Origin of the sequence: Vibrio sp. CDRSL-10 TSBA, assembly GCA_039696685.1 — a bacterium.
Lineage (GTDB): Bacteria > Pseudomonadota > Gammaproteobacteria > Enterobacterales > Vibrionaceae > Vibrio.
Genome location: CP155566.1, coordinates 824480 through 850098 on the forward strand (window position 1 = coordinate 824480; position 25619 = coordinate 850098).

The following is a 25619-nucleotide window of genomic DNA, read 5'->3' on the forward strand; positions in this document are numbered from 1 at the left end:
GATACAACCACCAAGCGGCGTAACCCCGCCGTTTGCAGTAACAGATTGGTGACCTAGAACATGTCAAAACGTGATTTTTACGAAGTATTAGGCGTTAGCCGTGATGCCTCTGAGCGCGATATTAAGAAGGCGTACAAACGCCTGGCGATGAAATACCACCCGGACCGTAACCAGGGTGATGCCAGCTCTGCGGATAAGTTTAAAGAAGTAAAAGAAGCGTATGAGATTCTGACTGATCCTCAGAAAAAAGCAGCCTATGACCAGTATGGCCACGCAGCCTTTGAACAGGGCGGTGGCGGCTTTGGCGGCGGCGGTTTCGGCGGCGGCGGTGCTGATTTTGGCGACATTTTCGGTGACGTCTTCGGTGATATTTTCGGCGGTGGTCGTCGTGGCGGCGGTTCTCCGCGTCCACAGCGTGGCGCAGATCTGCGTTACAACATGGAACTGACTCTGGAAGAGGCGGTACGTGGCTGTTCGAAAGAGATCCAGGTTCCGACTCTGGTGCACTGTGATACCTGTGACGGTTCTGGTGCGAAGAAAGGCACCTCGGCTCAGACCTGTGGCACCTGTCATGGCCACGGTCAGGTACAGATGCGTCAGGGTTTCTTTGCAGTGCAGCAAACCTGTCCGACCTGTCACGGTAAAGGCAAAATCATCAAAGATCCTTGTGATTCTTGTCATGGCCAGGGCCGTAAGCAGCAGACTAAGACGCTGAATGTGAAGATCCCGGCAGGTGTTGATACCGGTGACCGTATCCGTCTGGCTGGTGAAGGCGAAGCGGGCGAAATGGGGGCTCCGGCGGGCGATCTGTACGTACAGGTGCACGTTAAAGAGCACAATATTTTCGAACGTGAAGGCAATAACCTGTACTGTGAAGTACCGGTCAGCTTTGCGATGGCTGCCCTGGGTGGTGAAGTCGAAGTGCCGACGCTGGATGGCCGTGTTAACCTGAAAGTGCCGGAAGAGACTCAGACCGGTCGTATGTTCCGCATGCGTGGTAAAGGCGTGAAGAGTGTACGCGGTGGTGCTGTCGGTGACCTGATTGTGAAACTGGTGGTGGAAACTCCGGTGAAACTGAGCGCGCGTCAGAAAGAGCTGCTGCGTGAACTGGAAGAATCTTGCGGTGGCGAAGCGGCTAATAAGCACAAGCCAAAATCGGAAGGTTTCTTCAACGGTGTGAAGAAGTTCTTCGACGATCTGACCAGCTAAGCTGAACACATATTCGTTAAGTTAACCCGGTAACCAGTTCCTAAACTGGTAACTAGTTAATCCGATGGTTATTAACTTAATCCTATGGTTATTAACTTACAACGATAATTAACGAAGGCCTGCATTGCAGGCCTTTTTTGTGCCTGCTGATCAGCGCCAGCAGGCAACGGGTTCACGTTCCCCCTGGCTGCTGAGCGTCAGCCTGGCATAACTTTGTCCGCTGCACCTGTCGCTGTTCTGGTCACTTTGCGCTTGCGGCGTGGCATAAATCAGATAACCACCGTCAGACAGATCCAGTCCGATGCGGTAATGCGTCGGGTCCGATTCACACAGCAGGCAGTGGCCGGCGTCAAATATCTCCTGGCTGTGATAGCCATTGCGGTAACTGGTTTCAAGCTGCAACTGAATCCGGGTCATGTCACTCAGAGCCAGGCGGCGGTGCGTGCGCTGTATGTGGTCATCATAGAGCGGATAGGTCAGGGCTGAGAGTATCAGCAGCAGCGTCATCGCCAGCATCAATTCGATCAGCGTCATACCCTGAATGTTGTTTTGTCCTCTGTTGCAGTTATTTATTCGAATCATTTCCATCGCTTTTCCTGTCTGTATTCAGCCCGTTGTGAAAGTTGTTAGCCTGATAGTAAGACGGGTTATGGGTTCTCTCTCTGATTGCATGAGGTTCTTGGAAATGGTTCGCGGATTTAGTTTGCTTGAGCTGCTGATAACGGTAGTCATACTGAGCATTTTGCTGGCAGTTGCGATACCTGATTTCAGCCAGGTGACCGGCCGGGAAACGATGCGTTCTCTGGCGGCGCAGTTGCAGGGTTTCATCCATAACGCCAAATCTCAGGCCGTGCTGCGTAACCGCGATTTATGGGGGCATATTGTCTGGGATGCAGACAACGACAGTCACTGGCGTCTGATTCTGAGTGACAGCAGCGAACCCGGTAGCGGAGAACGATTAATGACGCTCGATGGCGGCGAGTTTAGCGCGGTCAGCTTGAGTGCCACCTTTGCGCGCGACCGGATTCAGTTTGATGGCGTACGTGGCAAAGTCAGCAACGGCAGTTTCTATTTCCAGCCCGATGGCAAAGGTTCTGCGGCGCTGCGTCTCACCACGTCATTTGGCGCCAGCCGGGTGATGGTCTGTTCACCGGAGGAGGAGAGCTATGGCTATCCAAAATGTGATTAGCCCGTTTCATCGCGGCCTGCGATTTCAGCATGGCCCGAAATGTCAGTACGGCCCGAAATCTCAGCGCGGGCTAACGCTGATTGAAATGATGGTGGCCTCTTTACTCGGGCTGATGGCGCTGTCTGTGACCAGCCAGGTAATGATTAGAGGTCAGGCTTATGTGGCAGAGCGCAGCCAGCAACTGCTGCTGGTGCAGAATATGAACAGTGTAATGCAGGTGCTGAAAGAGGATCTCTACCAGGCCGGATTTGATCCCGGCGGGTCAGTGACTCTGTCGGGTGGCGATGATGTTATCCAGTCGGGGCCTGATGCCGCATCACTGGGTTATGTTTACCGCGTTGCCGAGCGTGGTGAGCAGGCGTATCGCAATGTAGTGTATCGCTTTGACCGTGAAGAAGGCGTACTGCGTATCTGCGAGAAAGCTCAGCCTGCACCGCTCACTTTTCTTCAGGCGTCGGACTCGGGCTGGGGCGGGAACTGTTATTCGCTGTTTGAACCACGCCAGATCCGGGTCTCAGAGTTTCGGGTAACGACGCGGCGAGTGGCGGGCGTGCAGGCGACTGCTCTGCTCACCGAGGTCAGGCTCAGTGCGCTGCTGACCAGGCTGCCGCAGTTCAGTCACAGCCTTTCCTTTCAGCTTTTAACCCGTAACGGACAATGACAACCAACGCCAAGGGCATGATCACCCTGCTGGTGGTGTCACTGCTGCTGATGCTGGCTTTGGTGATGACGCTTGGGCTGCATCAGGCTCTGCTCTATCAAATCAAACGGGCTCACAATGAGCTGATTTCACGTCAGCAGTTCTGGATAGCGGAAGGCGGCCTGGAGTGTGTGCTAAGTGTTGCTCATCAATCGGGGCAAGTGCCGGACAGTGCCAGTATGGCGTTGTGTAATCAGCACGGTTCAGTGCAGTTTGATTACCAGGTGGTACAGCCGAACGAACACGGCCAGCCCGGATTAGTGACGGTAGGCGCTAGTTATGGCTACCGGCGGATACAACGGACTCTGGCCTATGTCGTCGGGGCCGACACCGTTAGCGGTGAAGACACAGAAAGCGAGGCGGAGCAACAACAGAGTATCAGTTGGCAGCCGGGATCGTGGAGCGCACGGTGAGATGGGAATTACGATGGTAATGACTGCTTTCAGAGGAACTGCTTTGAGAGGGGAAAATAGGCAATGGAAACTAGCCGCGTCAGCCGGCATGTGGCGGTAAGCCGGGCGCACGGATTCAGCCTGATTGAAGTGATGATCGCCTTTATTCTGGTCAGTGTCGGAGTGCTGGGTCTGATGAGTTGGCAGCTGTTTATTGAGCAGCGCAGCGACTATGCACAGCGCAGCGGGCAGGCGCTTGATCTGGCGGAGCAAAAGCTGACCTGGTTTCATACCCGGGGCGCACAATCCTCGTTATCTGAACTGGCGGTCGCGGATTTTGAACGTGATGTGGTCAGCGGTGAAGAGGTTGTCGGGCCGGATTATCGTATGCTCTGGAGTGTGACTGCACTCAGCCCGGTGCTGAAATCGATTCGGATCGAAGTGATCTGGCAGGATCGACTGGGTGGCGAACGCAGCATAGAACTAAGCACCCTGCTGTCACGCTATACGCACGATCAGACTGATAATGAATGATAAGTGATAAGCGGAAAAACCATGGTTTAGGGCGAGGCATGTTGTTGTGAATAACAAAAAGCCCGCAGCTGCGGGCTTAGTTGCTATCCGGGGTAACGCAGGGCGATAGTGAAATACAGATTCGCCTTTTGGCTTACGCTTTCAGGAAACCGGGCGTGGAACGCCAGATGTTCTGAAATAAAGCTCTGGATAAAGAAGTAGCTGTGGTCGTAACCCGGATGCAGACGAATCTGCACATCAAGCTGCTTGGCTTCCGCCGCGGCTTGCAGGGTTTCCGGTTTCAGCTGCTCGCTGAGGAAGCTGTCTGCTTCACCCTGATCGACCAGAATCGGCGTTTTGACCGGCAGCGCTTTCATCAGCTCGACTGCGTCGTACTGTTCCCAGGTCGACTTATCTTCACCCAGGTAGTGACGGAACGCTTTCTGGCCCCATGGCACTGTCATCGGATGACAAATCGGGCTGAAGGCTGAAATAGAAGTGTACTGATCCTGGTTTTTCATACCTATGGTCAGTGCACCGTGGCCGCCCATGCTGTGGCCGGAAATCGCTTTCTGTTTGTTGACCGGGAAGTGGGCTTCAATCAGCTGTGGCAGCTCATCAACGATATAGCTGTACATCTGGTAGTGCTGCTTCCATGGCTCTTGTGTGGCGTTAAGGTAGAAACCTGCGCCGAGGCCGAAATCGTAGGCACCTTCGGCATCATCCGGCACACCTTCGCCGCGCGGACTGGTGTCCGGGGCAACGATCGCGATACCCAGCTCAGCGGCTTTCTGGAAAGCAGCGGCTTTTTGCATGAAGTTTTCGTCGGTACAGGTCAGGCCTGACAGCCAGTACAGGACCGGAACCGGATTGGTCGAAGACGCTTCCGGTGGAAGGTAGATAGCGAAACGCATGTCGCAGCTCAGCACGTCTGAGCGGTGTTGATATTGTTTGTGCCAGCCTTCAAACACCTTAGCCTGACTGAGATTGGTGAGACTCATTCTTGCTCCTTGGACAGAGTATTCCGATAGCACAAGGTTGCAGCGCTGTTGGCAGTGCTGCAACCTGATTAATGTGCGGGATAATCCTAAGTCGGGATTATTTGCAATCGACGTGAGTGATTACGCGATTATTTGTCGTAGTGAATCACTGAGCGGATGCTTTCACCTGAGTGCATCAGGTCAAACGCTTCGTTGATCTTGTCCAGTGACATGGTGTGAGTGATGAACTCTTGCAGGCCGAATTCACCCGCCAGGTACTGGTCTACGATACCAGGTAGTTGTGAACGGCCTTTTACGCCACCGAATGCGCTACCACGCCATACACGACCGGTTACCAGCTGGAACGGACGAGTTGAGATTTCCTGACCTGCACCGGCAACACCGATGATGACAGACTCACCCCAGCCTTTGTGACAGCATTCCAGCGCCTGACGCATTACGTTCACGTTACCGATACACTCGAATGAGAAGTCTACACCGCCGTCAGTCATCTCAACGATCACTTCCTGGATAGGCTTGTCGAAGTTTTTCGGGTTGATGCAGTCAGTCGCGCCCAGTTGTTTTGCCAGGTCGAATTTACGCTCGTTGATATCGATACCGATGATGCGGCTCGCACCAGCCATACGTGCACCGATGATCGCAGACAGACCGATACCGCCCAGGCCGAAGATAGCAACCGTGTCGCCTTCTTTCACTTTCGCGGTGTTCATTACTGCGCCCATACCTGTGGTCACACCACAGCCCAGCAGACACACTTCTTCCAGTGGCGCTTCTTTGTTCACTTTCGCCAGTGAAATTTCTGGCAGTACAGTGTACTCAGAGAAGGTTGAACAGCCCATGTAGTGGTAGATTGGCTGACCGTCTTTGTAGAAACGGGTGGTGCCGTCTGGCATCAGACCTTTACCCTGAGTTTCACGCACTGCGCTACACAGGTTGGTTTTGCCAGATTTACAGAATTTACACTCGCCACACTCTGCAGTGTAAAGCGGGATAACGTGATCGCCGACTTCAACGCTGGTTACGCCTTCGCCGACCATTTCCACAATACCGCCACCTTCGTGACCCAGGATTGACGGGAAACACGCCTTCCGGATCGTCGCCAGACAGGGTGAACGCGTCAGTGTGACATACACCGGTCGCCACGATACGCACTAGTACTTCGCCTTTACGCGGCAGCATTACGTCCACTTCTTCAATTTTCAGTGGCTCTTTTGGTCCCCAGGCTACCGCAGCACGAGATTTGATAAATTTGTCTTGTGACATGGAGTGATTCCTTTTCATAACATTAAAGGTGAAAGACGGAGTGCGTGACACCATCAAACTGATTCAATTGTCTGCGTCCGGGTCAGAGCGCTATCGCTCGGGAAAACGACGCCGGAGTGCGAACTAAGATAATCAGTATAGATCCTTCTCAGCTTGTTATAATCGGTGTAAAGTGAGAATGACTTTTACGAATTTGTAATAATCAAACGGTAAGTAATTGTAATTACGATAAGCTTATCGTGGTAATCAGGCTAAGTGAGGGGCTATGGCAAGCTGGGAAGGGGTCAATGAATTTGTCGCGGTGGCGGAAACCGGCAGTTTTACTCAGGCCGCGCTGCGTATGACGACCTCGGTTGCTAACGTCAGCCGCCGGGTGGCGGTGCTGGAAGAGCGTCTGGGGGTAAAACTGCTGCTGCGCACGACGCGTAAAGTCTCGCTGACCGAAGCCGGGCAGGTTTATTACCTGCAGTGCCGCGCATTGCTTGAGGGGCTGGAGCAGGCTGAGCTCGCCGTGACCCAGATGCAGCAGACGCCGAAAGGGAAGGTGAAAGTGACTGCGCCGGTGACTTATGGTGAGCAAAAAATCGCGCCGCTGCTGCATGACTTTTTGCAGCTCTATCCGCAGCTGGAGTTGGATCTGGTGCTCAGTAACCAGAAGCTGGATCTGATTGAACAGGGCGTTGATGTCGCGGTGCGGCTCGGCCAGCTCGATGATTCAAGTTTTATTGCCCGCCGTCTGAGCAACCGCCATCTGTACGTGTGTGCCACACCTGAGTATCTGGCTCAGTACGGTACGCCGCACACGCTGTCGGAGCTCAATCAGCACTATTGTCTGATCGGTACGTATGATCACTGGCGCTTTAAAGAAAACCATCAGTCGCGCTCGATCCGGGTTAAAGGACGCATCAGTTGCAGCAGCGGGGTGGTGCTGCTCGATGCAGTGCTGAAAAGTATGGGGCTGGCGCAGTTGCCGGATTATTACGTCTCCGAGCATCTGGAATCGGGGCGCCTGGTTGAAGTGTTGCCCAGTTATCGTGATGATCGCGAAGGGGTGTGGGCGCTCTATCCGCAAAACCGCCATTTGTCCCCTAAAGTGCGTTTGCTGGTGGATTACCTTGCCCAGCACCTGCCGGCGTAAGGGCGCTGAGTGACTCGTTTTGCTGGCTGATGAGCTGGCGAGCGAATTTAATTTGAATATCCGCCCTGTGAGCTTGCTATAATCGCGCTTCACCGAACAATGAGGCCCTCATGACAGACAGTACACACTCTTTTACTCCCCAGGATGAACTCTTTATGCGCCGCGCGATGGAGCTGGCTGCTGAGGCAGAAGCACAAGGTGAAGTGCCGGTCGGCGCGGTATTGGTTAAAGATGGCGCGGTGATTGCCGAAGGCTGGAACCGTTCGATTACGGCTTGCGATGCCACCGCGCATGCGGAAATTCAGGTGCTGCGCAAAGCGGGAGAAGTGCTAAGTAACTATCGTCTGCTCGATACCACCTTATACGTCACGCTCGAACCATGCCCGATGTGTGCCGGAGCCTTGCTGCACAGCCGGGTGAAACGCATTGTGTTCGGCGCGCCGGATCTCAAAGCGGGCGCCGCCGGTACTGTGCTGGATCTGTTCAGCAGTCAGGCGGCCTATCATTACGCCACGATTGAAAAAGGTTTACTGGAGCAGGAGTGTCGTGAGCAATTGCAGGCCTTCTTTCAGCGCCGGCGCAAAGAGATTAAAGCGCGCAAAGAGGCCGAGAAACAAGCGCAGCAGCAAGCGGGCAGTGAATAAGTGGTTTACAACAAGAACTGGCTGGATAGCCAAAAGAATGAGTTTAATGACCGGAAGCTTAGTTTAGTGGCAGGAGCAGGGCTTAATGGCAGGAACAGGGTTATTGGCAAACATCTACTTGTGGTAGATGTTTGCATCCCGGAGCTTACCCGAAGAAGGTTACCTTGTCCGGAAACTGAGCATTATCCTGATAACTGAACATACGCGCGATGACGGGCCAGCACTTTGCGTTTGCTGTTGGCCATCATACGGCGTCGGCGGTTGGCCGAACTGGATTTATTCAGGAGTTTTGTGTGACGTTTACGTCGCAGCATAAAACACCCTCCTACAACTGACTATAAACAAGAAACCCTACTCACACTCCACACCTGACTGTGATGCTGAGCATACAGCGTCCGGAATCGGTTGGTGCCCGCAGCACACTGCCACAGCAAAGTGAAACGGCTGATCACCGTCATATTGCAGAGCAAAGAGCTTGGGGGAAGAGACGAGCAGGAAACCCAAAAATAACAGCTTATTGTGTTTGTGTGACAGCAGCGTTGCATCGCAGCCTGAGTACCGGGCTGAGACAGTTGCTACCCGCTAACACAAAAGGAGCCAGCACATGGTGATATCATGCAGTGGCCCCTTCATATGTATGGGTTTTACGGGCAAAAAGCAAGTGGATTATTGCGAACCTGTCGCCTGCGCTGCGCTGGCAGGCTCGGCGCTGCTCGGTACCGGATCTAACTCATCACTGTACTCATCCGATTCTGTATTCTCATTGTCCACCGGCTCTTCGATACTGATGACGGCTAAATCGTCGGTACTGGCGTTGCTGTCTTCGAGCTGTTTTTGTTCCACATGACCAATAATACTCTGGTAATAGCGACGGATATTTTCCACGTAACTGAGCGCTTCATCGCCGCGCGCATAGCCGTAGCGGGTCTGGGTGAAGTAACGTTTCTGGCGCAGCTGTGGCAGACGATCTTTCACATCGGCCCAGGAATCCGGCGAACCGCCCTGTAACTTGGTCAGGCGGCGCGCATCCATCATATGGCCGAAGCCGACGTTATAAGAGGCAAGGGCAAACCAGATTTTCTCGTGATCGGGAATCGAATCGGGTACCCGCTCTATCATACGGCGCAGGTATTCCACCCCGCCGCGCACCGACTGTTCCGGATTAAGACGGTTGGTGACATTGACGCTGCGCGCGGTCGGCAGGGTCAGCATCATCATGCCGCGAAACCCCGGTCGGCGATTTGGCATTCGGATTCCAGTGCGATTCCTGATACGCCAGTGCGGCAATCAGACGCCAGTCGAACTCTTCCGAATATTTCTGAAACAGCGGCATCCATTTGGGTAAGCGGCTATCCAGAGCGCGGATAAAGGCGCGGGTATCGACGTAATCAAAGCTGCCGATATGGCCGATGTATTTCTCTTCCAGCGAGGCCAGGCTGCCGGACTGTTTGAGGTTACCGAAGAACTCAATCATCATCGCGTACAGGCTTTCATCATCCGAGCGACGCATAAACCAGGAAATCGGCTGATCTTCGGTCAGCTCAAACGCCGTCGCGATATCGGGATAGATACGCTGCGACAGGGAAATCTCGACCGAATCGGCCATGGTAAATGGCAGATCCCCCACTGAAACCTGCTTGAGCAGATCGTTTACGTCGGCGTTATTGTCGACGTGATAACGAAATTCCGGATAGGTTGTCTTCATGCTGTTGAGCGTGCTCTCGAAGTGCGAATCATCCACCACGCTCAGGATGGGCTGTTCGCCATTGTTTTCGTACAGTTCATTCTGTTTTGCCAGCAGTTGCTCAATATTACGCGGCCGCCATTCGCCTTTCTTGTAGACGATCTGCTGGGATACGTAGTAATAAGCAGGGCCGGCGCGATAATTTTTCAGGCGTTGCTCAGACTGACTCAAACCGGCCGCGATGATGTCTATCTCGCCATTCTTCAATGCCGGGAACAGGCTCGCCAGGCGGTAAGCCGGTTTCATTTCCAGCTTTACCCCCAGTTCGCGGGCAAATTCACGCGCCAGTTCATAATCGAGACCGGCAGGGCCATCAGGACCAATATAGTAGGACAGCTGATTGTTGAGGGTCCCGACACGCAATACGCCACGTTCCAGGATATGGTCGAGCTCACTTTTAGGCTCGGAGTCGATCTGGCAGCCAGAGGCCAGTAAAGTAAAGGCGGCCAGCAATACGATGCGACTCAGTGAGGCGAAGGAAAGCTTGGTCATGAATTCGAAATCTCTTACGTCAAGTGCTGCCTTTATACCAAACCCCATCCACTTGGCAAAGTTTTGCAGGTAATGGCTGGAATTTGCGTCTAACATTTGAGCAAATGAGTGGAAATTCAAATTTAAGAAAAAAAATGACGCAAACGGTTGCTTTTGGTGTTACGTCACAAAAAAAAATCCTCTATAATGCGCACGCAAACGACAGATGAAATCGGTATGAGTTCAGTGAAAAATAGCCTAATCTGCTGTTATTTATATGAATTTATTCCAATTACATCTTAATCACTTGCATATAAGAGACCTAAGCACATGAGAATTTTGCGTGGCTCCCCAGCGCTTTCCGAGTTTCGAGTTAACAAACTACTGGAAACTTGTCGTGAACAAAACCTGCCAGTGACCGGCATCTATGCTGAGTTTATGCACTTTGCTGATCTCAAAGCCGATCTGGATAGTGCGGAACTCGAAAAGTTAGAGAAGCTGCTGACTTACGGTCCAACCATTCAAGAACATGAACCTCAGGGGTTACTGCTGTTAGTTACTCCTCGTCCGGGTACGATTTCTCCTTGGTCTTCAAAAGCGACCGACATCGCGCAAAACTGTGGTCTGTCTCAGGTGAAACGTCTTGAGCGTGGCACGGCTTACTACATCGAAAGCGAGCAGGCTCTGAGCGAAGAGCAGGTTGCGGCGCTGAAAGCGCTGCTGCATGACCGCATGATGGAAGTGACGTTCAGCGAACTGGAAGCAGCACAGGCGCTATTTACCGTGGCAGAAACCGGCTCCTCACACTGAAGTGGATATTCTGGCGGGTGGCCGTAAAGCTCTGGAAGAGGCGAACGTTTCTCTGGGTCTGGCTCTGGCAGAAGATGAAATTGATTACCTGGTGGAAAACTTCACCAAACTGGGTCGCAATCCAAACGACATCGAACTGATGATGTTTGCTCAGGCGAACTCAGAGCACTGTCGTCACAAGATTTTCAACGCAGACTGGACCATCGATGGTGTTGCGCAGGATAAATCTCTGTTCAAGATGATCAAAAACACTTTTGAAACCACGCCGGATCACGTGCTGTCTGCTTATAAAGACAACGCGGCGGTTATGACGGGTTCTAAAGTCGGTCGTTTCTTCCCGAACCCGGATTCTCGTCAGTATGGCTACCATCACGAAGATGCGCACATCCTGATGAAAGTGGAAACGCACAACCACCCAACTGCGATTTCACCTTGGCCAGGCGCGTCAACCGGCAGCGGTGGCGAAATCCGTGACGAAGGCGCAACCGGTATCGGTGGTAAGCCAAAAGCGGGTCTGGTTGGTTTTACCGTATCTAACCTGCGTATTCCTGAATTTGTTCAGCCATGGGAAAGCGATTTCGGCAAACCTGGTCGTATCGTCAGCGCGCTGGACATCATGCTGGAAGGCCCTCTGGGGGGCGCGGCATTCAACAACGAATTCGGTCGTCCGAACCTGCTGGGTTACTTCCGTACTTACGAAGAAAAAGTTACTTCTCACGCGGGTGAAGAAATTCGTGGTTATCACAAACCAATCATGATTGCCGGCGGTATGGGTAACATCCGTGACGAGCACGTGCAGAAGAAAGAGATCCCAGTCGGCGCTAAGCTGATTGTACTGGGTGGCCCGGCGATGAACATCGGCCTGGGTGGCGGTGCCGCTTCTTCTATGGCGTCTGGTCAATCGGCTGAAGATCTGGATTTCGCTTCTGTACAGCGTGAAAACCCGGAGATGGAACGCCGTTGTCAGGAAGTGATCGATCGCTGCTGGCAGCTGGGCGATGCTAACCCAATCGCGTTTATCCATGATGTGGGCGCGGGCGGTATCTCGAACGCACTGCCTGAGCTGGTGGATGACGGTAACCGTGGCGGTAAATTCCAGCTGCGTGACGTACCGAACGATGAACCGGGTATGAGCCCGCTGGAAATCTGGTGTAACGAATCACAAGAACGTTATGTACTGGCGGTCGCGGCAGAAAACATGGCCCAGTTCGACGCGATTTGTAAGCGTGAACGTGCACCTTACGCCGTTGTGGGCGAAGCGACTGAAGAGCGTCACCTGACGCTGGAAGACAGCCACTTCGATAACACGCCAATCGATATGCCAATGGATATCCTGCTTGGTAAGGCGCCGAAGATGCACCGTGAAGCGACGACACTGAAAGTCAACAGCCCGGCGCTGGATCGCAATGGCATTGAACTCAATGATGCGGTAGAGCGCGTACTGCGTCTGCCAGCTGTCGCTGAAAAAACCTTCCTGATCACCATTGGTGACCGTACCGTAACGGGTCTGGTTGCACGTGACCAGATGGTTGGTCCTTGGCAGGTGCCAGTGGCGAAACTGTGCGGTAACGGCAGCGAGCTACGATACTTACCACGGCGAAGCGATGTCGATGGGTGAGCGTACTCCGGTTGCTCTGCTTGACTTCGGCGCGTCAGCGCGTCTGGCAGTCGGTGAGTCTCTGACTAACATCGCGGCGACCGATATCGGCGATATCAAACACATTAAACTGTCAGCAAACTGGATGTCTCCGGCCGGTCACCCGGGTGAAGATGCGGGTCTGTACGAAGCAGTTAAAGCGGTCGGCGAAGAGCTGTGTCCTGCGCTGGGCCTGACTATTCCGGTTGGTAAAGACTCAATGTCGATGAAGACCAAGTGGGAAGAGAACGGCGAAAGCAAAGAAGTGACTTCACCACTGTCACTGGTTATCACTGCGTTTGGCCGTGTTGAAGATGTACGCAAGACAGTGACACCACAACTGCGCACTGACCAAGGCGATACGTCTCTGGTACTGGTTGACCTGGGTAACGGTCAAAACCGTCTGGGTGCAACTGCACTGACTCAGGTTTACAAGCAACTGGGCGACAAGCCTGCTGACGTTGACAACGCAGAGCAGCTGAAAGGCTTCTTTGATGCGATGCAGACTCTGGTTCGCGCAGACAAGCTGGTGGCTTACCACGATAAAGGCGACGGCGGTCTGCTGGTGACTCTGGCGGAAATGGCGTTTGCTGGCCACTGTGGTGTGCAGGCAGATATCGCGGCACTGGGCGACGACGCTCTGGCGGCGCTGTTTAACGAAGAGCTGGGTGCTGTGGTTCAGGTTAAGAACGCTGAACTGGATGCGGTACTGGCGACGCTGGCAGACAAAGGTCTGGCACAGTGTTCACACGTTATCGGTTCGGTAGAAGCTTCAGACCGCTTTGTGGTGGCTTCTGGTGCAGACGTACTGCTGGATCGCTCGCGTACTGAACTGCGTACCATCTGGGCAGAAACCACGCATAAGATGCAAGCGATGCGTGATAACCCGGCATGTGCTGACCAGGAATTTGTGGCTAAGAAAGACAACACTGACCCGGGTCTGAACGTGGCACTGAGCTTCGATGTCAACGAAGATGTAGCAGCGCCTTACATTGCGAAAGGTGCTAAGCCTAAGATGGCGATTCTGCGTGAGCAGGGCGTAAACTCGCACGTTGAAATGGCCGCGGCGTTTGACCGTGCCGGTTTCGATGCGGTTGATATTCACATGAGCGACATTCTGACTGGTCAGGCGGCACTGGACGAGTATCAGGGTCTGGTTGCTTGTGGCGGCTTCTCATACGGTGACGTACTGGGTGCCGGTGAAGGTTGGGCGAAGTCAGTACTGTTTAATGCTCAGGCACGTGAACAGTTCCAGCAGTTTCTTCAACCGTCAGGACACTTTCTCTCTGGGTGTGTGTAACGGCTGTCAGATGCTGTCTAACCTGAAAGAGCTGATCCCGGGCGCTGACCTGTGGCCACGTTTCGTACGTAACGAATCTGAGCGTTTTGAAGCTCGCTTCAGCCTGGTTGAAGTACAGAAATCTGATTCTGTGTTCTTCGATGGTATGGCAGGCTCTCGTATGCCTATCGCAGTATCACACGGTGAAGGTCGTGTTGAAGTGCGCGATGAAGCCCACCTGAACGCGATTGAGCAGTCTGGTACGGTAGCGGTGCGTTTCGTGGATAACTTCGGTAACCCGACTCAGCAGTACCCGAACAACCCGAACGGCTCGCCAAACGCGATTACCGGTCTGACAACAGCAGACGGCCGTGTGACCATCATGATGCCGCACCCGGAACGTGTATTCCGTACCGTCGCGAACTCATGGCACCCGGACAGCTGGGGTGAAAACGGCGCCTGGATGCGTATGTTCCAGAACGCGCGTAAGAACCTGGGTTAATCCCTGTCTTTGCGGGCAAACGCCTGGCGAATTGATGAAAAGCGCAGACTTCGGTCTGCGCTTTTTTATGTCTTGAATTTGATAAATCGTGCGGTTATTCCGGGTTAACGGAACTGGCCCGCTTCAGGCAAGTAATCAAATCCGGCTGTCGCCAGACGAGCTTCCAGCGCCGTACGGTCAATATCAAAGTACGCCACCAGTTGGTCCAAATCACCGGAGAAATCATCGCGCAGTTTCATGTTGACGATGCTCATCAGCATGACAGGATCCATAGTTTCGAAATTGGCCAGGTTCATCTTAGTCCTCAAAGTCTGAAATCAGTAAATTCGCTGCCGCAAAGGCCGCCTTCTCGCGCGTTTCCAGTGGCAGGGATGTATCTGCCGCTACGTCGTTCAACGCCCGTACCGCGCAGGAGATCGCTTTTGGCACATAAGCCTGATCGCCACTGCCAATCTGGGCATAAAGCTCTCGCACCAGGTCACAACAGGTATACACTTGCATGGTTTTGCCCTCTAAATGGTATCTGTTCTCAATATACACAGAGCCGGGTATGAAGACAAAACCTGAGGTTTGTTCTGGCGCAAGGCTTATGTGCGAGTGGCGATTTATTCACCACTGACCTGCTGATTGAGGCGTGCGACCAGTTCGTCTTCAAGGCGCAGCTGTTTGGCCAGTTCATCCAGATAGGCTTTTTCCATGAAGTTCTGTTCGTCAGCAACCAGCAGGGAGGCGAGGTAGATCTCGGAGGCCTGGGCCGGTGTCTGGGCCAGCAGGGCAATTTCGGCCGGATCGAGCGGCTTTTTCAGCTCTTGCTCAATCAGCTGTGCCACGCCGGCATCGGCGCCGAGTTCAGTGACGGCCTGGTTGATCTTGTCCATCTCGGCGTCATCAACATGCCCGTCGGCTTTGGCGGCCGCAATCATGGCTTTGACGATCAAGAGTTCATGGCGCGGGTTGTGTTCATCGAAACTGTCTGCCGGCGGAGCGGAAGCGGGCTGGTTAGCCTGCCAGTCGTTATACACTTTATAAGCCAGTGCGCCGAGAGCGGCCGCGCCACCAACTTTGAGCGCAGTTTTGCCCATCTTCTTGCTCTTTTTCGAGCCCATCAGTACGCCAAGCAGACCGCCGCCGAGCGCACCGGCACCAAAGGTGGCGAGCTGGCTTTTATTTTGCGTTGCGGATTTGGCCTGCTGTGTTCCTTTGCGCACCAGATCAGAATTGAGTGCCTGATTAAGTAGTGATTTCAGATCCATACTGTTCTCCTTGCTTGTCTCAGGGCTGGCATAAACTCACCAGATTGCGGATTAGTGTAGGACAGGCAAGATGAATGGCAGATTAATGGGCATAAAAAAAGCTGCCCGCAGGCAGCTTTTCCGTCATCGATGTTACCATCAATCGCCTGGTATTAGGCCAGTTGTGCTTTGATGTGCTCGACGATTTGATCCATTGCAACCGGAGATTTCTCACCGCTGCGACGGTTTTTGTATTCGAAGTTGCCTTCGTCCATGCTGCGATCGCCGATGATCACCGTGTGCGGTACGCCGATCAGTTCCATATCAGAGAACATAACGCCCGGACGCTCTTTACGGTCATCAAACAGTACTTCAATGCCCGCTGCAGTCAGCTCAGCGTACAGTTTCTCAGCCGCTTCCTGAACTCGCTCAGACTTGTGCATGTTCATTGGCACGATAGCAACCTGGAATGGCGCAATCGCATCCGGCCAGATGATGCCGTATTTGTCGTTGTTCTGCTCGATAGCTGCCGCAACCACACGTGATACACCGATACCGTAACAGCCCATTTCCAGAGTCACGGCTTTGCCGTCAGGACCCAGAACGTTACAGTTCATTTTCTCTGAATAGTTGGTGCCAAGCTGGAAGATGTGACCCACTTCGATACCGCGTTTCAGCTGAATGGTACCCTTACCACATGGGCTTGGATCGCCTTCGACCACGTTACGCAGGTCTTCTACGCGACCCAGTTTCTACGTCACGACCCCAGTTGATACCGAAGTAGTGTTTACCGTCGATGTTGGCACCACCGGCGAAGTCGCTCATCACAGCCACGCTGCGGTCAACGATGCATGGCAGTTTCAGGCCAACCGGACCCAGTGAGCCAGGACCTGCGCCAACCAGAGCTCGGATCTCTTCTTCGGTTGCCATTTCCAGCGGCGCAGCCACTTCCGGCAGGTTTTCCGCTTTGATTTCGTTCAGCTCATGGTCACCACGAACCAGCAGCGCAACGATTGGCGCATCAACAACATCGGACGCTTTGAAGAACAGCGTCTTGATGGTTTTTTCGATTGGCAGACCGTGCTGGTTCACCAGCTCCGCGATGGTTTTCGCGTTCGGGGTGTCAACCAGAGTCATTTCTAAAGTTGGTGCATCCGCTGCATCCGCAGGCGCCAGCGCTTCGGCTTTTTCCAGGTTCGCTGCGTAGTCAGATTCGGTTGAGAACGCAATCAGGTCTTCGCCGCTTTCTGCCAGTACGTGGAACTCTTGAGAACCGTTACCACCGATAGCACCGCTGTCTGCCAGCACAGGACGGTAGTCCAGACCCATACGGTCGAATGCTTTACAGTATGCGTCGTGCATCGCATCGTAGGTGTTCTGCAGACCCGCTTTGTCGATGTCAAAGCTGTAAGCGTCCATCATCGAGAATTCACGTGCACGCATCACACCAAAACGCGGGCGGCGTTCGTCACGGAATTTAGTCTGGATCTGATACAGGTTCAGTGGCAGCTGCTTGTACGAGCTGACTTCGTTACGCACCAGGCTGGTGATCACTTCTTCTGCAGTCGGGCTCAGGACAAACGGACGCTCGTGACGGTCAGTAAAGCGCAGTAGCTCAGGACCCATTTTTTCGCTGCGTCCTGTCTCTTCCCAAAGTTCAAACGGCTGAACAACGGGCATCAAAGTTTCGATTGCACCTGCATTATCGATTTCTTGACGAACGATGTTTTCTACTTTACGCATTACGCGCAGACCGGTAGGTAGCCAGGTGTACAGACCTGAAGCTAGCTTACGGATCATGCCCGCACGTAGCATGAGCTGGTGGCTCACAACTTCTGCGTCGTTTGGAGTCTCCTTCAGAGTAGAAAGAAGATATTTACTGGTACGCATTTATGTATCCGTTTATCAAAAGTTGATGGGATCACCGCTCGTGTCATTCACTCTGCTGCCGCTGTCGCTGGCGCAGTATTGGTAAGTGCTGACCGGTGATAAATTTATTTAGCCGCTAATAATATCAGCCAAATGCTCTCGTCAAAAGCGTTCTATTGCGGTGACGGTCACTAAGTTGTCATTGACGATGAATTTTACGTTCATATCGTACAAATTCACCGCGTACTCTTTGCTGTCCAGCTTGTTTTTCTTGTAAGCCGGGCGCGGATCCTGGCTCAGCACTTCTTCGATCACGGCCTGTTTACTCGCGGCGTCGGGCTGGCAATTCAGGCTGGCAGCCGCCGCAGGCGTAAACTGCACCTCGGCGCGTTCCGGTTCGGCACCGGCATAACCGCCGCTAGCGCCGCTGATCGCGTCCGAGTAGGGGATATAGGGCTTGATGTCGATGATCGGGGTGCCATCGACCAGATCGACGCTGCCGAGATCGAGATAGATTTGCTCGCCCTGTTTGCTGACGCCGCGCAGTTCGACCGCCGACATACCAATGCCGTTCGGGCGGAAGGTGGAACGTGAGGCCAGCACGCCAATCCGCTCATTACCGCCAAGGCGGGGCGGGCGCACGGTCGGCTTCCAGCCGGCGGCCAGATTCTGGTCAAACAGAAACAGCAGCCATAAATGGCTGAACTGCTCGATGCCGCGTACCGCTTCCTGGCAGTTAATTTCACCGACTAAGCGGGCACGTGCGGTGGCACTGGGGACCAGACGCGGCTGACGTGGAACGGCAAACTTCTCTTTATACGGGCTTTCTATAATCGCTATCGGTTCAATCGAATGCATGGCAGGAGTCAAAGTAGATAACATGGCGGCAAAATAGCACATTTTGGCCGACAAAGCGCTGCCGGGCTGCGCGCCGAGTCATCTGCACGGAATTGCGACATTTATCCGCATGGATGCATTAGTGCTTGCAAATCGGCGGAATAGGATTATTATTTGATTATGTTATAACATAACAATTGACCGTTGTTATTGATTCAGACTTATTTAATCAACATCTGCCCGGTGATGAATGCTGATACGTGATTCAGAACGATTCAGTCATTAAGAGCTGATTAGTCATCAAGAACTAATTAGTCATTAACAGCCGTGCAGTAACCAACAGGAATTATCGATGAAAGTGCTTAGCTCGCTGAAAAGCGCCAAACAACGTCACCCGGACTGCCAGATCGTTAAACGCCGCGGACGCCTGTATGTGATTTGTAAAACCAATCCGAGATTTAAAGCCGTACAACGCTAGATATGGCCAGTAACATAACTGCCAAGAAAGCGATAAAATAAAACCTGCGCAGGACGCAGGTTTTTTGTATTAGGTTATCGGCTGCTGATCAGCGTTTGGTTTTAGCCAGAATACGGTCCAGATGGTTGGCAAATTCACGTCGTTCCGTCTGGGAAAGTGCTGCCGGGCCACCGGTCTGGATGCCGCTGGCGCGCATGGTATCCATAAAGTCGCGGATATTGAGGCGCGCTTTGATGGTTTCCTGGGTGTACAACTCGCCACGCGGACTCAGCGCCTGGCCACCTTTACTGATCACTTCGTCGGCGAGCGGAATATCGGCGGTGATCACGAGATCGCCGTGCTCAACCCGGCGCACAATTTCGTTGTCGGCGACATCGAAACCACTGGCGACCTGCAGGCTGCGAATATTGTCGCGCTTGGGAACCGGAATTTGGTGGTTGGCGACAAAAGTACATTCGATACCGGTACGTTCCGCGGCGCGAAACAGGGTTTCACGAATCACTTTCGGACAGGCGTCCGCATCAACCCATAGTTTCATCATTTTTCACCCGCCAGCTTCTGCTCCAGTGCCTGCAGGCGCGAGGTCAGATCGGCGACTTGCTGCTCAAGCTGAGTGATACGATCCATTTCGCTCGCGACCGGTGCGGCCACTTCGACTTTCGGTACCCGGTTAGCACTCTTCCAGCTTTTGATGGTGGTGATCAGCGCCGGCATAGGAACCGGGGTAGAAAGGCGGGATTTAACCAGAGCGACCGTGGGCTCTTTTCCGTCTTGCTGCAAGCTGGTCAGAATCGCTTCCAGCTCCTGTGAAACATCTTTTGTGAGCATGATTTGTCCTTATGCTTAAGTTAGCCCGATCATACTGCGAAATCCCCACGAGCAAAAGAGGGAGGGGCTTGTGCGAGATCGCTTACAAACAGTGTAGGATATTGGATTTTTTAGCAGAGAAATCTGCTGTGTAATCGATTTAATATATTGATATTAAATGATTTTGTTTGTCTGGTGTGTTTTTCGCACAAAAAAATCTTTTCGCGGGCATTGCACAAAAAGTCCAAAGGGGTAAATTGAACCCTGTCGGAAGGGAACTGACACGGATTTGGATTCACCACTGGACGGTGGCTTCAGGATGAAATTGGCGATGACGGATAGTCGCCAGCACGGAAGACAGGACTTCGAACGGATTCGACAGTTTACACGGAGTAGACTGGCACGGAATGCGAAGGACACCTCGGGACGAGGTCGGAATACCATCAGGAAGATGGCAAGGACACCGCTCAGGGAACAAGTGAAGTGCGCTGATGGGATTATCAGCATAAAGGATTTAAGGACACCGCTAGGACGGCGATGCGAGGACAAGGCAGAAGGATTCTGTCGCTATTATGGATGATGCATGGAGCAACATCAGTAGCCGGAATGCTGCGAGTAAGACTTAAGCCCCGATACCTAGTGTGTCGGGGCTTTTCTTAATATTTTTTCAACCACTGTCGTCTGATCCTGATGACGATGACATTCGCGTGGCGCAATCAATCATTGAGCAAAAAAATCAAATACATAAGCCAGCTCAATTCTAAAACAACTAAGGTCGCCACCTAAATCAATATTACTTCGTCTTATTTGGTTCTCTTTTTCGATTTTTCCGCCTGCGAGCATGCTCTTAGTGGCGGAGAAGGATCGGTTTGTCTATTCGGAATTGCTGCTAACAAGGATTGTCCGTGACGATAGTAACTCGCAGAAACGCTTGTTATTCCTTACACAGAATCGTTTGAGTCTGAATTTCTCATCCTCAATTGCTGTGCGAAAAACCGCGCCCAACTCAATGGCCCGCAAACGGTCTCTGCCGCCCGAGAGCAGTTTAAACGTGTGTTGCATGATGACAGTCTGTACGCCATGGCAGTGCTCGATAACTACAACCGTGAATTCATGGGCCATGTGTTTGTGCAGGCCGAAGACGGCCGGGCAGAACTGGGTTTTATTTTTGATAAAGCATATTGGGGACAGGGACTGGCGAGCGAAGCTCTGCAGGCGTTCTTTCCTAAGGCGTGCGCACGGCTTAATCTGACGGCGGTGACAGCACGTGCCAGTCTGAGCAACTATGCCGCCATCGCTATCTTACACAAACTGGGCTTTCAGCTTAGTGCGACCCGTCAGGATGCCTTCGGCTCTTACTACGCGTTTGAATGGCAACAGACCGAGCCTAGCGAGGCGGAGCACGACTTTATAGCATTCGGTGCGGCGGCAGGTGGAATCCCTGCGGCCTGAAGCCCTGCATCACCAGATGGCCCTGGTAACAATCATCACCCAGGGCGGAAAACTCAAAATAGTACACCGTATGCCAACGCCAGCGATTGTCTGGCGTTTTCCATTTGTGCTGACCGAACGAGACACTGAGTAACTGCAGTTCCAGTTCGTCGCATTTGCGGCTGATGCGAGTCTTGGCGATTTCGGATTGGCGACGCTGCTGCCAGAACGCAAAACAGGCCAGACAGAACAGCAGGATGCTGAGCAGGTCACCTATCATCACTTTATCCTTTTGCTGACTGCTGTAATTTAAGCAGCGCGTCCGCCAGCTCCGGCGACGGGCTGGTGTGGATCAGTGGTAATAACACCATACGCAGTTCAGGCAGCATCACCAGATCAGCAAACAGCTGGTTAAACAGGGTCTGGTTACCGGTCTGAGCCAGGCGCACTAAAAAGCGCTGCGCGCGGCCGCTGTCGTTCAGCATTGACCAGTTGCGTCCGGCCATACCAATCAACACTTCCTGATGGCTTAAACGCGCACTGGCGAGAATCGCATCGATCACCTTGACCTGGTGCTCAGCCGGAGCGCCGGACAAGGCACGTACTAATGCTGACAGCAGGAACAGATCCGGATCCTGACTGGCGATTTCGCTGTGCGCAAATTCCGCTACGCGCTGGGCCAGTTTATCCGGCAGCAGTGTGTGTTCCAGCGCGCCAAGCAGGGCATAGAGTGGCTGAGCCGGCAGATGGGCGATGGCTTTACGCACCCGCACCCCGTTTTGTTCCTGGCCGAGACGGGCACAGATATCGGTAATGCCCTGCAGGCCGACGGTCTGCCAGTTATCCCAACCCAGGCCACCATCGAAATAATGCTGAGCGTGCTCGTAATACTGGCTGCACGACAGATTGAGGCGGGCGCGGATCTGGCTGTGGAACACCGCCATTTTGTCATCGGACGGTTTGAAAGTGTAAGGGTTATTGGCCAGTTTCTGCTGCTGCTCTTCGCTCAGCTCCTGATTCAGGCGTGTGCCCATAGCTTCAATCACATACTTGAGGAACTGGCCGATATCGGCCTGGGCCAGCAGGCCGCGTTCGTCGAGGCTGAATTTCAGAAACCAGATCCAGGGTTGCTGACTCTCGTTCCAGTAGGCAATCGCCAGATGAGCTTTACGCTGCAGCGGAAAAGGGTACGGCTGCGCACCTTTTTCAACCTGGGCAAATTGCGCGTTATCGATGGGCTGAATGCGACGACCTAGGTCAAATACCTGGTACTGGCAGCCACTGTTGTTGAGCAGTTCGCTCAGAGTATGAATGGATTGCATGGGATCAAATTGGTCCTAACTTTCTGTGTTGAATAGATGGTATCATTCGCGGCTAATTCAAGGCCAGAGTGTATAGATTAATGACCGCTCCGACACTTTTTTCCTTATTGCAGCAGCTGGAAGCCGAACTCAGAGCATGCGGAGCATGGCAGAGCCGGGCGCCAGACGAGACGGCACTGCAGAGCAGCCAGCCGTTTGCGCTGGATACCCTGGCGCCGCACGAATGGCTACAGTGGATCTTTGTGCCGCGTTTGCAGAAGATGATCGCATCCGGGCAGCCGCTGCCGCGTGGTTTTGCCATCACGCCTTATTTTGAGCAGGCCTGGCTGGAACAGACACAGTTCGGCACTGTAATGACGATTCTTTACCATATTGATGAGGCATGTCGCTAATGCTGGAAATTATTTATCAGGACGAGTACATGGTGGCGGTGAACAAGCCGGCCGGTATGCTGGTGCACCGTTTCCTGGCTGGATAAGCACGAAACACAGTTTGTGATGCAGACCCTGCGTGATCAGATTGGTCAGCATGTGTTTCCGCTCCATCGTCTGGATCGTCCGACGTCCGGCGTGTTGGTGTTTGCTCTGTCGAGTGAGATTGCCGCGAATATGATGCCGATGTTCGCGCAGCATGAGATGCAAAAGACCTATCATGCGATTGTGCGTGGCTGGATTGAGCAGGCTGATGTGTTGGACTATCCGCTCAAAGAAGAGCTGGATAAGATTGCGGATAAGTTTGCCCGCCAGGACAAAGAAGCTCAGGATGCGGTGACGGCCTATCAACCGCTGGCCAAGGTGGAAGTGCCGCATTCAACCGGTAAATTTCCCACCACACGCTACTGTCTGATGGAAATGCAGCCGAAAACCGGTCGCAAACATCAGCTGCGTCGCCATATGGCACACCTGCGCCATCCGATTGTCGGTGATACGACGCATGGTGATGGCAAGCATAACCGTCTGTATCGCGAGGTCTATGACAGTCATCGTCTGATGCTGCATGCCAGCGAGCTGAGTTTTATTCACCCGTATACCCAGCAGCCTTTGGTGCTGCGCGCCGGGTTTGACCAGACCTGGCAGCGCCTGTTCACCACTTTTGGCTGGCACAATCCGCAGCCAGACGTAGTAGTGGAATCTGCCCAGGCTGAATAGCTTCAGCTTTCAGCGGTGCGGCTACTTCGCAAAGTAAAAAGCCTTCTCATTGAGAAGGCTTTTTTTCTAAGCTCAGATGCTTATCGGGTAAGAGAGGCGCGGATTATTTGGCCAGATAAGCGCGAATCGCGCGCTCAATACCGGCACCGTCGAGGCCAAGCTCGGCGTGCATCTCTTCCTGAGTACCCTGGGCGACAAATTGATCCGGCAGGCCCAGATTGAGCACAGGTTTAACCAGCTTGTTGCTCATCATGAATTCTACCACACCGGCACCGGCGCCACCGGCGACCACGTTTTCTTCCAGCGTGACCAGCACATCATGGCTGTTCGCCAGTTCAGTGATGAGAGCTTCATCCAGCGGTTTAACAAAGCGCATATCGGCCACAGTCGCATTGAGTGCTTCGGCTGCCTGCAGAGCGCCCGGCAGCAGAGTACCAAAGCTGAGGATCGCCACTTTGGCGTCTTCGCCCGCAGCTTGTGCCTGACGCACAATGCGGCCTTTACCGATTTCCAGTGCGCTGAATGTCGCTGCCAGTTCGGTGCCCATGCCGTTACCACGCGGGTAACGCACGGCACTGGGTCCCTGATGCTGGTGGCCGGTGTAGAGCATCTGACGACATTCGTTTTCATCGGCCGGCGCCATGATGACCATATTCGGGATACAGCGCATAAAGCTGAGATCAAACGCGCCCTGGTGGGTCTGACCGTCGGCACCGACTAGGCCTGCGCGGTCAATGGCAAACATCACCGGTAAATCCATGATGGCGACATCATGAATGAGCTGATCGTAGCCACGTTGCAGGAAGGTCGAGTAAATCGCCACAATCGGATGATAACCACCAATCGCCATACCGGTCGCCAGTGTCACCGCGTGTTGTTCGGCAATCGCCACATCGAAATACTGATCCGGATACTGTTTGGAGAAGCGGACCATGCCTGAGCCTTCGCGCATCGCTGGCGTGATCGCCATCAGCTTAGGATCCTGAGCGGCCATGTCACACAGAAAATCACCGAAGATCTTGGAGAAGGTCGGTTTGTTGTTGGTGCTCTTTGGCAGGCTGTTATGAGACGGGTCAAACTTAGGCACGCCGTGATAACCGATTGGATCTTTCTCCGCCGGCTCATAGCCTTTACCTTTTTTGGTCATCACATGCAGAAACTGCGGGCCTTTCAGCTCACGCATATTCTTCAGCGTTTTGATAAGCTCCAGTACATCATGGCCGTCAACCGGACCGATGTAGTTAAAGCCAAACTCTTCAAACAGTGTGCCTGGTACCACCATGCCTTTAAGGTGCTCTTCGGTACGGCGCACCAGTTCCTTGATTGGTGGCACGCCGGACAGGACTTTTTTGCCGCCTTCACGAATGGAGGTGTACAGGTTGCCTGACAGCAGCTGCGCCAGGTGATTGTTCAGTGCTCCGACGTTTTCGGAAATCGACATTTCGTTGTCGTTGAGAATCACCAGCATGTCCGGTTTGACATCACCGGCGTGGTTCATGGCTTCAAAGGCCATGCCCGCAGTGATCGCACCATCGCCAATCACGCTGACCACTTTACGATCCTGGCCTTCTTTGCCGGCACAGATCGCCATGCCCAGTGCGGCGCTGATGGAAGTCGATGAGTGACCGACGGATAAGGTGTCATATTCACTCTCGCCGCGCCACGGGAATGGGTGCAGACCGTCTTTCTGACGAATGGTCGGCAGCTGCTCACGGCGGCCGGTCAGAATTTTATGCGGGTAGGCCTGATGGCCCACGTCCCAGATCAGGTGGTCAAACGGTGTGTTATAGACGTAATGCAAAGCTACAGTCAGTTCTACGGCACCCAGACCTGAGGCCAGGTGGCCGCTTGACTGACTGACGGAGTTGAGCAGGTAGGTTCTCAGTTCGTCACAAAGCTTAGGCAGCACCTCTTTTGGCATGCTGCGTAATTCATCTGGTTTGCTTGCCAGAGCCAGTGTGGGATATTTTGAAATATCAAGAGTCATAGTAATGCGCGCTTATA

General features: G+C 53.3%; 21 protein-coding genes and 6 pseudogenes. 12 read left to right on the plus strand and 15 right to left on the minus strand.

The genetic code is table 11. The features are described from left to right. Window positions 1-60 precede the first annotated feature (60 nt). Complete coding sequence (dnaJ, locus tag ABDK09_11260; protein ID XAW90079.1) at window positions 61-1209, plus strand: molecular chaperone DnaJ; 1149 nt, start codon at window positions 61-63, stop codon at window positions 1207-1209. A gap of 150 nt (window positions 1210-1359) precedes the next feature. Here dnaJ and ABDK09_11265 read toward each other — a convergent pair whose 3' ends face one another. Continuing rightward, window positions 1360-1797, minus strand: a complete 438-nt coding sequence (locus ABDK09_11265; GenBank protein ID XAW90080.1) for a type IV pilin protein — start codon at window positions 1795-1797, stop codon at window positions 1360-1362. A gap of 97 nt (window positions 1798-1894) precedes the next feature. Here ABDK09_11265 and ABDK09_11270 point away from each other — a divergent pair, with 97 nt between their 5' ends. The 4 genes from ABDK09_11270 to ABDK09_11285 all read left to right on the plus strand — a co-directional run bounded on the left by ABDK09_11270 (window position 1895) and on the right by ABDK09_11285 (window position 4024). Next, window positions 1895-2398, plus strand: a complete 504-nt coding sequence (locus tag ABDK09_11270; GenBank protein XAW90724.1) for a GspH/FimT family pseudopilin — start codon at window positions 1895-1897, stop codon at window positions 2396-2398. Beyond that, entirely contained in the window at window positions 2376-3059 is a 684-nt protein-coding gene (locus ABDK09_11275; GenBank protein ID XAW90081.1) for a prepilin-type N-terminal cleavage/methylation domain-containing protein, read from the plus strand. The genes ABDK09_11270 and ABDK09_11275 overlap by 23 nt, the downstream gene beginning before the upstream one ends. Beyond that, the gene (locus ABDK09_11280) at window positions 3056-3511 is read left to right on the plus strand and encodes a hypothetical protein (GenBank protein XAW90082.1); all 456 of its coding nucleotides are present in this window, start codon (window positions 3056-3058) and stop codon (window positions 3509-3511) included. The genes ABDK09_11275 and ABDK09_11280 overlap by 4 nt, the downstream gene beginning before the upstream one ends. 63 nt (window positions 3512-3574) lie before the next feature. After that, the gene (locus tag ABDK09_11285) at window positions 3575-4024 is read left to right on the plus strand and encodes a prepilin-type N-terminal cleavage/methylation domain-containing protein (GenBank protein XAW90083.1); all 450 of its coding nucleotides are present in this window, start codon (window positions 3575-3577) and stop codon (window positions 4022-4024) included. 83 nt (window positions 4025-4107) lie between these two features. Here ABDK09_11285 and fghA read toward each other — a convergent pair whose 3' ends face one another. Beyond that, on the minus strand, window positions 4108-5004 hold the full coding sequence (gene fghA, locus ABDK09_11290; protein XAW90084.1) for an S-formylglutathione hydrolase: 897 nt from the start codon (window positions 5002-5004) through the stop codon (window positions 4108-4110). Window positions 5005-5132: 128 nt separating this feature from the next. Further along, window positions 5133-6267 (minus strand): annotated as a pseudogene (locus tag ABDK09_11295) (S-(hydroxymethyl)glutathione dehydrogenase/class III alcohol dehydrogenase). A gap of 265 nt (window positions 6268-6532) precedes the next feature. On the opposite strand from ABDK09_11295, the gene ABDK09_11300 reads away from it, so the two are divergent. Then, window positions 6533-7405, plus strand: coding sequence for a LysR family transcriptional regulator (locus ABDK09_11300; GenBank protein ID XAW90085.1), 873 nt, complete (start codon window positions 6533-6535; stop codon window positions 7403-7405). Between the two features lie 110 nt (window positions 7406-7515). After that, window positions 7516-8049 carry a tRNA adenosine(34) deaminase TadA gene (gene tadA, locus ABDK09_11305; protein ID XAW90086.1) on the plus strand — a complete coding sequence of 178 codons (534 nt, stop codon included), beginning with the start codon at window positions 7516-7518 and terminating at the stop codon, window positions 8047-8049. 182 nt (window positions 8050-8231) lie between these two features. Here tadA and ABDK09_11310 read toward each other — a convergent pair whose 3' ends face one another. Both ABDK09_11310 and mltF read right to left on the minus strand, forming a co-directional pair. Next, the gene (locus ABDK09_11310) at window positions 8232-8363 is read right to left on the minus strand and encodes a hypothetical protein (protein ID XAW90087.1); all 132 of its coding nucleotides are present in this window, start codon (window positions 8361-8363) and stop codon (window positions 8232-8234) included. 352 nt (window positions 8364-8715) lie between these two features. Beyond that, window positions 8716-10285, minus strand: a pseudogene (gene mltF, locus ABDK09_11315) (membrane-bound lytic murein transglycosylase MltF). A 309-nt stretch (window positions 10286-10594) separates the two neighbouring features. On the opposite strand from mltF, the pseudogene purL reads away from it, so the two are divergent. After that, window positions 10595-14491: pseudogene (gene purL / locus ABDK09_11320) on the plus strand (phosphoribosylformylglycinamidine synthase). 104 nt (window positions 14492-14595) lie between these two features. On the opposite strand, the gene ABDK09_11325 reads toward purL, so the two are convergent. The 5 genes and pseudogenes from ABDK09_11325 to tsaA form a co-directional block, all read right to left on the minus strand. Next, window positions 14596-14787, minus strand: a complete 192-nt coding sequence (locus ABDK09_11325) for a DUF4250 domain-containing protein (protein XAW90088.1) — start codon at window positions 14785-14787, stop codon at window positions 14596-14598. Between the two features lies 1 nt (window position 14788). Beyond that, window positions 14789-14992, minus strand: a complete 204-nt coding sequence (locus tag ABDK09_11330) for a YaeP family protein (protein ID XAW90089.1) — start codon at window positions 14990-14992, stop codon at window positions 14789-14791. Between the two features lie 104 nt (window positions 14993-15096). Next, window positions 15097-15744 (minus strand): tellurite resistance TerB family protein, encoded by a 648-nt coding sequence (locus tag ABDK09_11335; protein ID XAW90090.1) that lies wholly within the window; start codon window positions 15742-15744, stop codon window positions 15097-15099. Window positions 15745-15896: 152 nt separating this feature from the next. Further along, window positions 15897-17613: pseudogene (locus tag ABDK09_11340) on the minus strand (proline--tRNA ligase). A 141-nt stretch (window positions 17614-17754) separates the two neighbouring features. Then, complete coding sequence (gene tsaA / locus ABDK09_11345) at window positions 17755-18450, minus strand: tRNA (N6-threonylcarbamoyladenosine(37)-N6)-methyltransferase TrmO (GenBank protein XAW90091.1); 696 nt, start codon at window positions 18448-18450, stop codon at window positions 17755-17757. Window positions 18451-18781: 331 nt separating this feature from the next. Here tsaA and ykgO point away from each other — a divergent pair, with 331 nt between their 5' ends. Beyond that, on the plus strand, window positions 18782-18907 hold the full coding sequence (gene ykgO / locus ABDK09_11350) for a type B 50S ribosomal protein L36 (GenBank protein ID XAW90092.1): 126 nt from the start codon (window positions 18782-18784) through the stop codon (window positions 18905-18907). An 88-nt stretch (window positions 18908-18995) separates the two neighbouring features. On the opposite strand, the gene ABDK09_11355 is transcribed toward ykgO, so the two are convergent. Together ABDK09_11355 and ABDK09_11360 are read right to left on the minus strand one after the other, a co-directional pair. Next, entirely contained in the window at window positions 18996-19445 is a 450-nt protein-coding gene (locus ABDK09_11355) for a YaiI/YqxD family protein (protein ID XAW90725.1), read from the minus strand. Further along, entirely contained in the window at window positions 19445-19735 is a 291-nt protein-coding gene (locus tag ABDK09_11360; protein XAW90093.1) for a hypothetical protein, read from the minus strand. Before ABDK09_11360 ends, ABDK09_11355 begins: the two co-directional genes overlap by 1 nt. An 884-nt stretch (window positions 19736-20619) precedes the next feature. Between ABDK09_11360 and ABDK09_11365 the strand changes: the two are divergent. Next, a pseudogene (locus ABDK09_11365) lies at window positions 20620-21166 on the plus strand (GNAT family protein). Here ABDK09_11365 and ABDK09_11370 read toward each other — a convergent pair. Next, window positions 21123-21425, minus strand: coding sequence for a DUF3301 domain-containing protein (locus ABDK09_11370; protein XAW90094.1), 303 nt, complete (start codon window positions 21423-21425; stop codon window positions 21123-21125). The pseudogene ABDK09_11365 and the gene ABDK09_11370 overlap by 44 nt on opposite strands. 4 nt (window positions 21426-21429) lie before the next feature. Beyond that, a complete protein-coding gene (locus ABDK09_11375; GenBank protein ID XAW90095.1) occupies window positions 21430-22467 on the minus strand; it encodes a DUF3549 family protein in 1038 nt (345 codons plus the stop codon). Window positions 22468-22547: 80 nt separating this feature from the next. Here ABDK09_11375 and ABDK09_11380 point away from each other — a divergent pair, with 80 nt between their 5' ends. Both ABDK09_11380 and truC read left to right on the plus strand, forming a co-directional pair. Beyond that, entirely contained in the window at window positions 22548-22859 is a 312-nt protein-coding gene (locus ABDK09_11380; GenBank protein XAW90096.1) for a YqcC family protein, read from the plus strand. Next, window positions 22859-23615 (plus strand): annotated as a pseudogene (truC, locus tag ABDK09_11385) (tRNA pseudouridine(65) synthase TruC). The gene ABDK09_11380 and the pseudogene truC overlap by 1 nt, the downstream one beginning before the upstream one ends. Window positions 23616-23718: 103 nt before the next feature. On the opposite strand, the gene dxs reads toward truC, so the two are convergent. Next, window positions 23719-25602, minus strand: a complete 1884-nt coding sequence (gene dxs, locus ABDK09_11390; protein XAW90097.1) for a 1-deoxy-D-xylulose-5-phosphate synthase — start codon at window positions 25600-25602, stop codon at window positions 23719-23721. Between the last annotated feature and the right edge of the window lie 17 nt (window positions 25603-25619).

Bases quoted from the DNA above. Each gene is read 5' to 3' on its own strand.
- dnaJ (XAW90079.1), top strand. From the start codon at position 61: ATGTCAAAACGTGATTTTTACGAAGTATTAGGCGTTAGCCGTGATGCC.
- ABDK09_11265 (XAW90080.1), bottom strand. From the start codon at position 1,797: ATGGAAATGATTCGAATAAATAACTGCAACAGAGGACAAAACAACATT.
- ABDK09_11270 (XAW90724.1), top strand. From the start codon at position 1,895: ATGGTTCGCGGATTTAGTTTGCTTGAGCTGCTGATAACGGTAGTCATA.
- ABDK09_11275 (XAW90081.1), top strand. From the start codon at position 2,376: ATGGCTATCCAAAATGTGATTAGCCCGTTTCATCGCGGCCTGCGATTT.
- ABDK09_11280 (XAW90082.1), top strand. From the start codon at position 3,056: ATGACAACCAACGCCAAGGGCATGATCACCCTGCTGGTGGTGTCACTG.
- ABDK09_11285 (XAW90083.1), top strand. From the start codon at position 3,575: ATGGAAACTAGCCGCGTCAGCCGGCATGTGGCGGTAAGCCGGGCGCAC.
- fghA (XAW90084.1), bottom strand. From the start codon at position 5,004: ATGAGTCTCACCAATCTCAGTCAGGCTAAGGTGTTTGAAGGCTGGCAC.
- ABDK09_11300 (XAW90085.1), top strand. From the start codon at position 6,533: ATGGCAAGCTGGGAAGGGGTCAATGAATTTGTCGCGGTGGCGGAAACC.
- tadA (XAW90086.1), top strand. From the start codon at position 7,516: ATGACAGACAGTACACACTCTTTTACTCCCCAGGATGAACTCTTTATG.
- ABDK09_11310 (XAW90087.1), bottom strand. From the start codon at position 8,363: ATGCTGCGACGTAAACGTCACACAAAACTCCTGAATAAATCCAGTTCG.
- ABDK09_11325 (XAW90088.1), bottom strand. From the start codon at position 14,787: ATGAACCTGGCCAATTTCGAAACTATGGATCCTGTCATGCTGATGAGC.
- ABDK09_11330 (XAW90089.1), bottom strand. From the start codon at position 14,992: ATGCAAGTGTATACCTGTTGTGACCTGGTGCGAGAGCTTTATGCCCAG.
- ABDK09_11335 (XAW90090.1), bottom strand. From the start codon at position 15,744: ATGGATCTGAAATCACTACTTAATCAGGCACTCAATTCTGATCTGGTG.
- tsaA (XAW90091.1), bottom strand. From the start codon at position 18,450: ATGCATTCGATTGAACCGATAGCGATTATAGAAAGCCCGTATAAAGAG.
- ykgO (XAW90092.1), top strand. From the start codon at position 18,782: ATGAAAGTGCTTAGCTCGCTGAAAAGCGCCAAACAACGTCACCCGGAC.
- ABDK09_11355 (XAW90725.1), bottom strand. From the start codon at position 19,445: ATGAAACTATGGGTTGATGCGGACGCCTGTCCGAAAGTGATTCGTGAA.
- ABDK09_11360 (XAW90093.1), bottom strand. From the start codon at position 19,735: ATGCTCACAAAAGATGTTTCACAGGAGCTGGAAGCGATTCTGACCAGC.
- ABDK09_11370 (XAW90094.1), bottom strand. From the start codon at position 21,425: ATGATAGGTGACCTGCTCAGCATCCTGCTGTTCTGTCTGGCCTGTTTT.
- ABDK09_11375 (XAW90095.1), bottom strand. From the start codon at position 22,467: ATGCAATCCATTCATACTCTGAGCGAACTGCTCAACAACAGTGGCTGC.
- ABDK09_11380 (XAW90096.1), top strand. From the start codon at position 22,548: ATGACCGCTCCGACACTTTTTTCCTTATTGCAGCAGCTGGAAGCCGAA.
- dxs (XAW90097.1), bottom strand. From the start codon at position 25,602: ATGACTCTTGATATTTCAAAATATCCCACACTGGCTCTGGCAAGCAAA.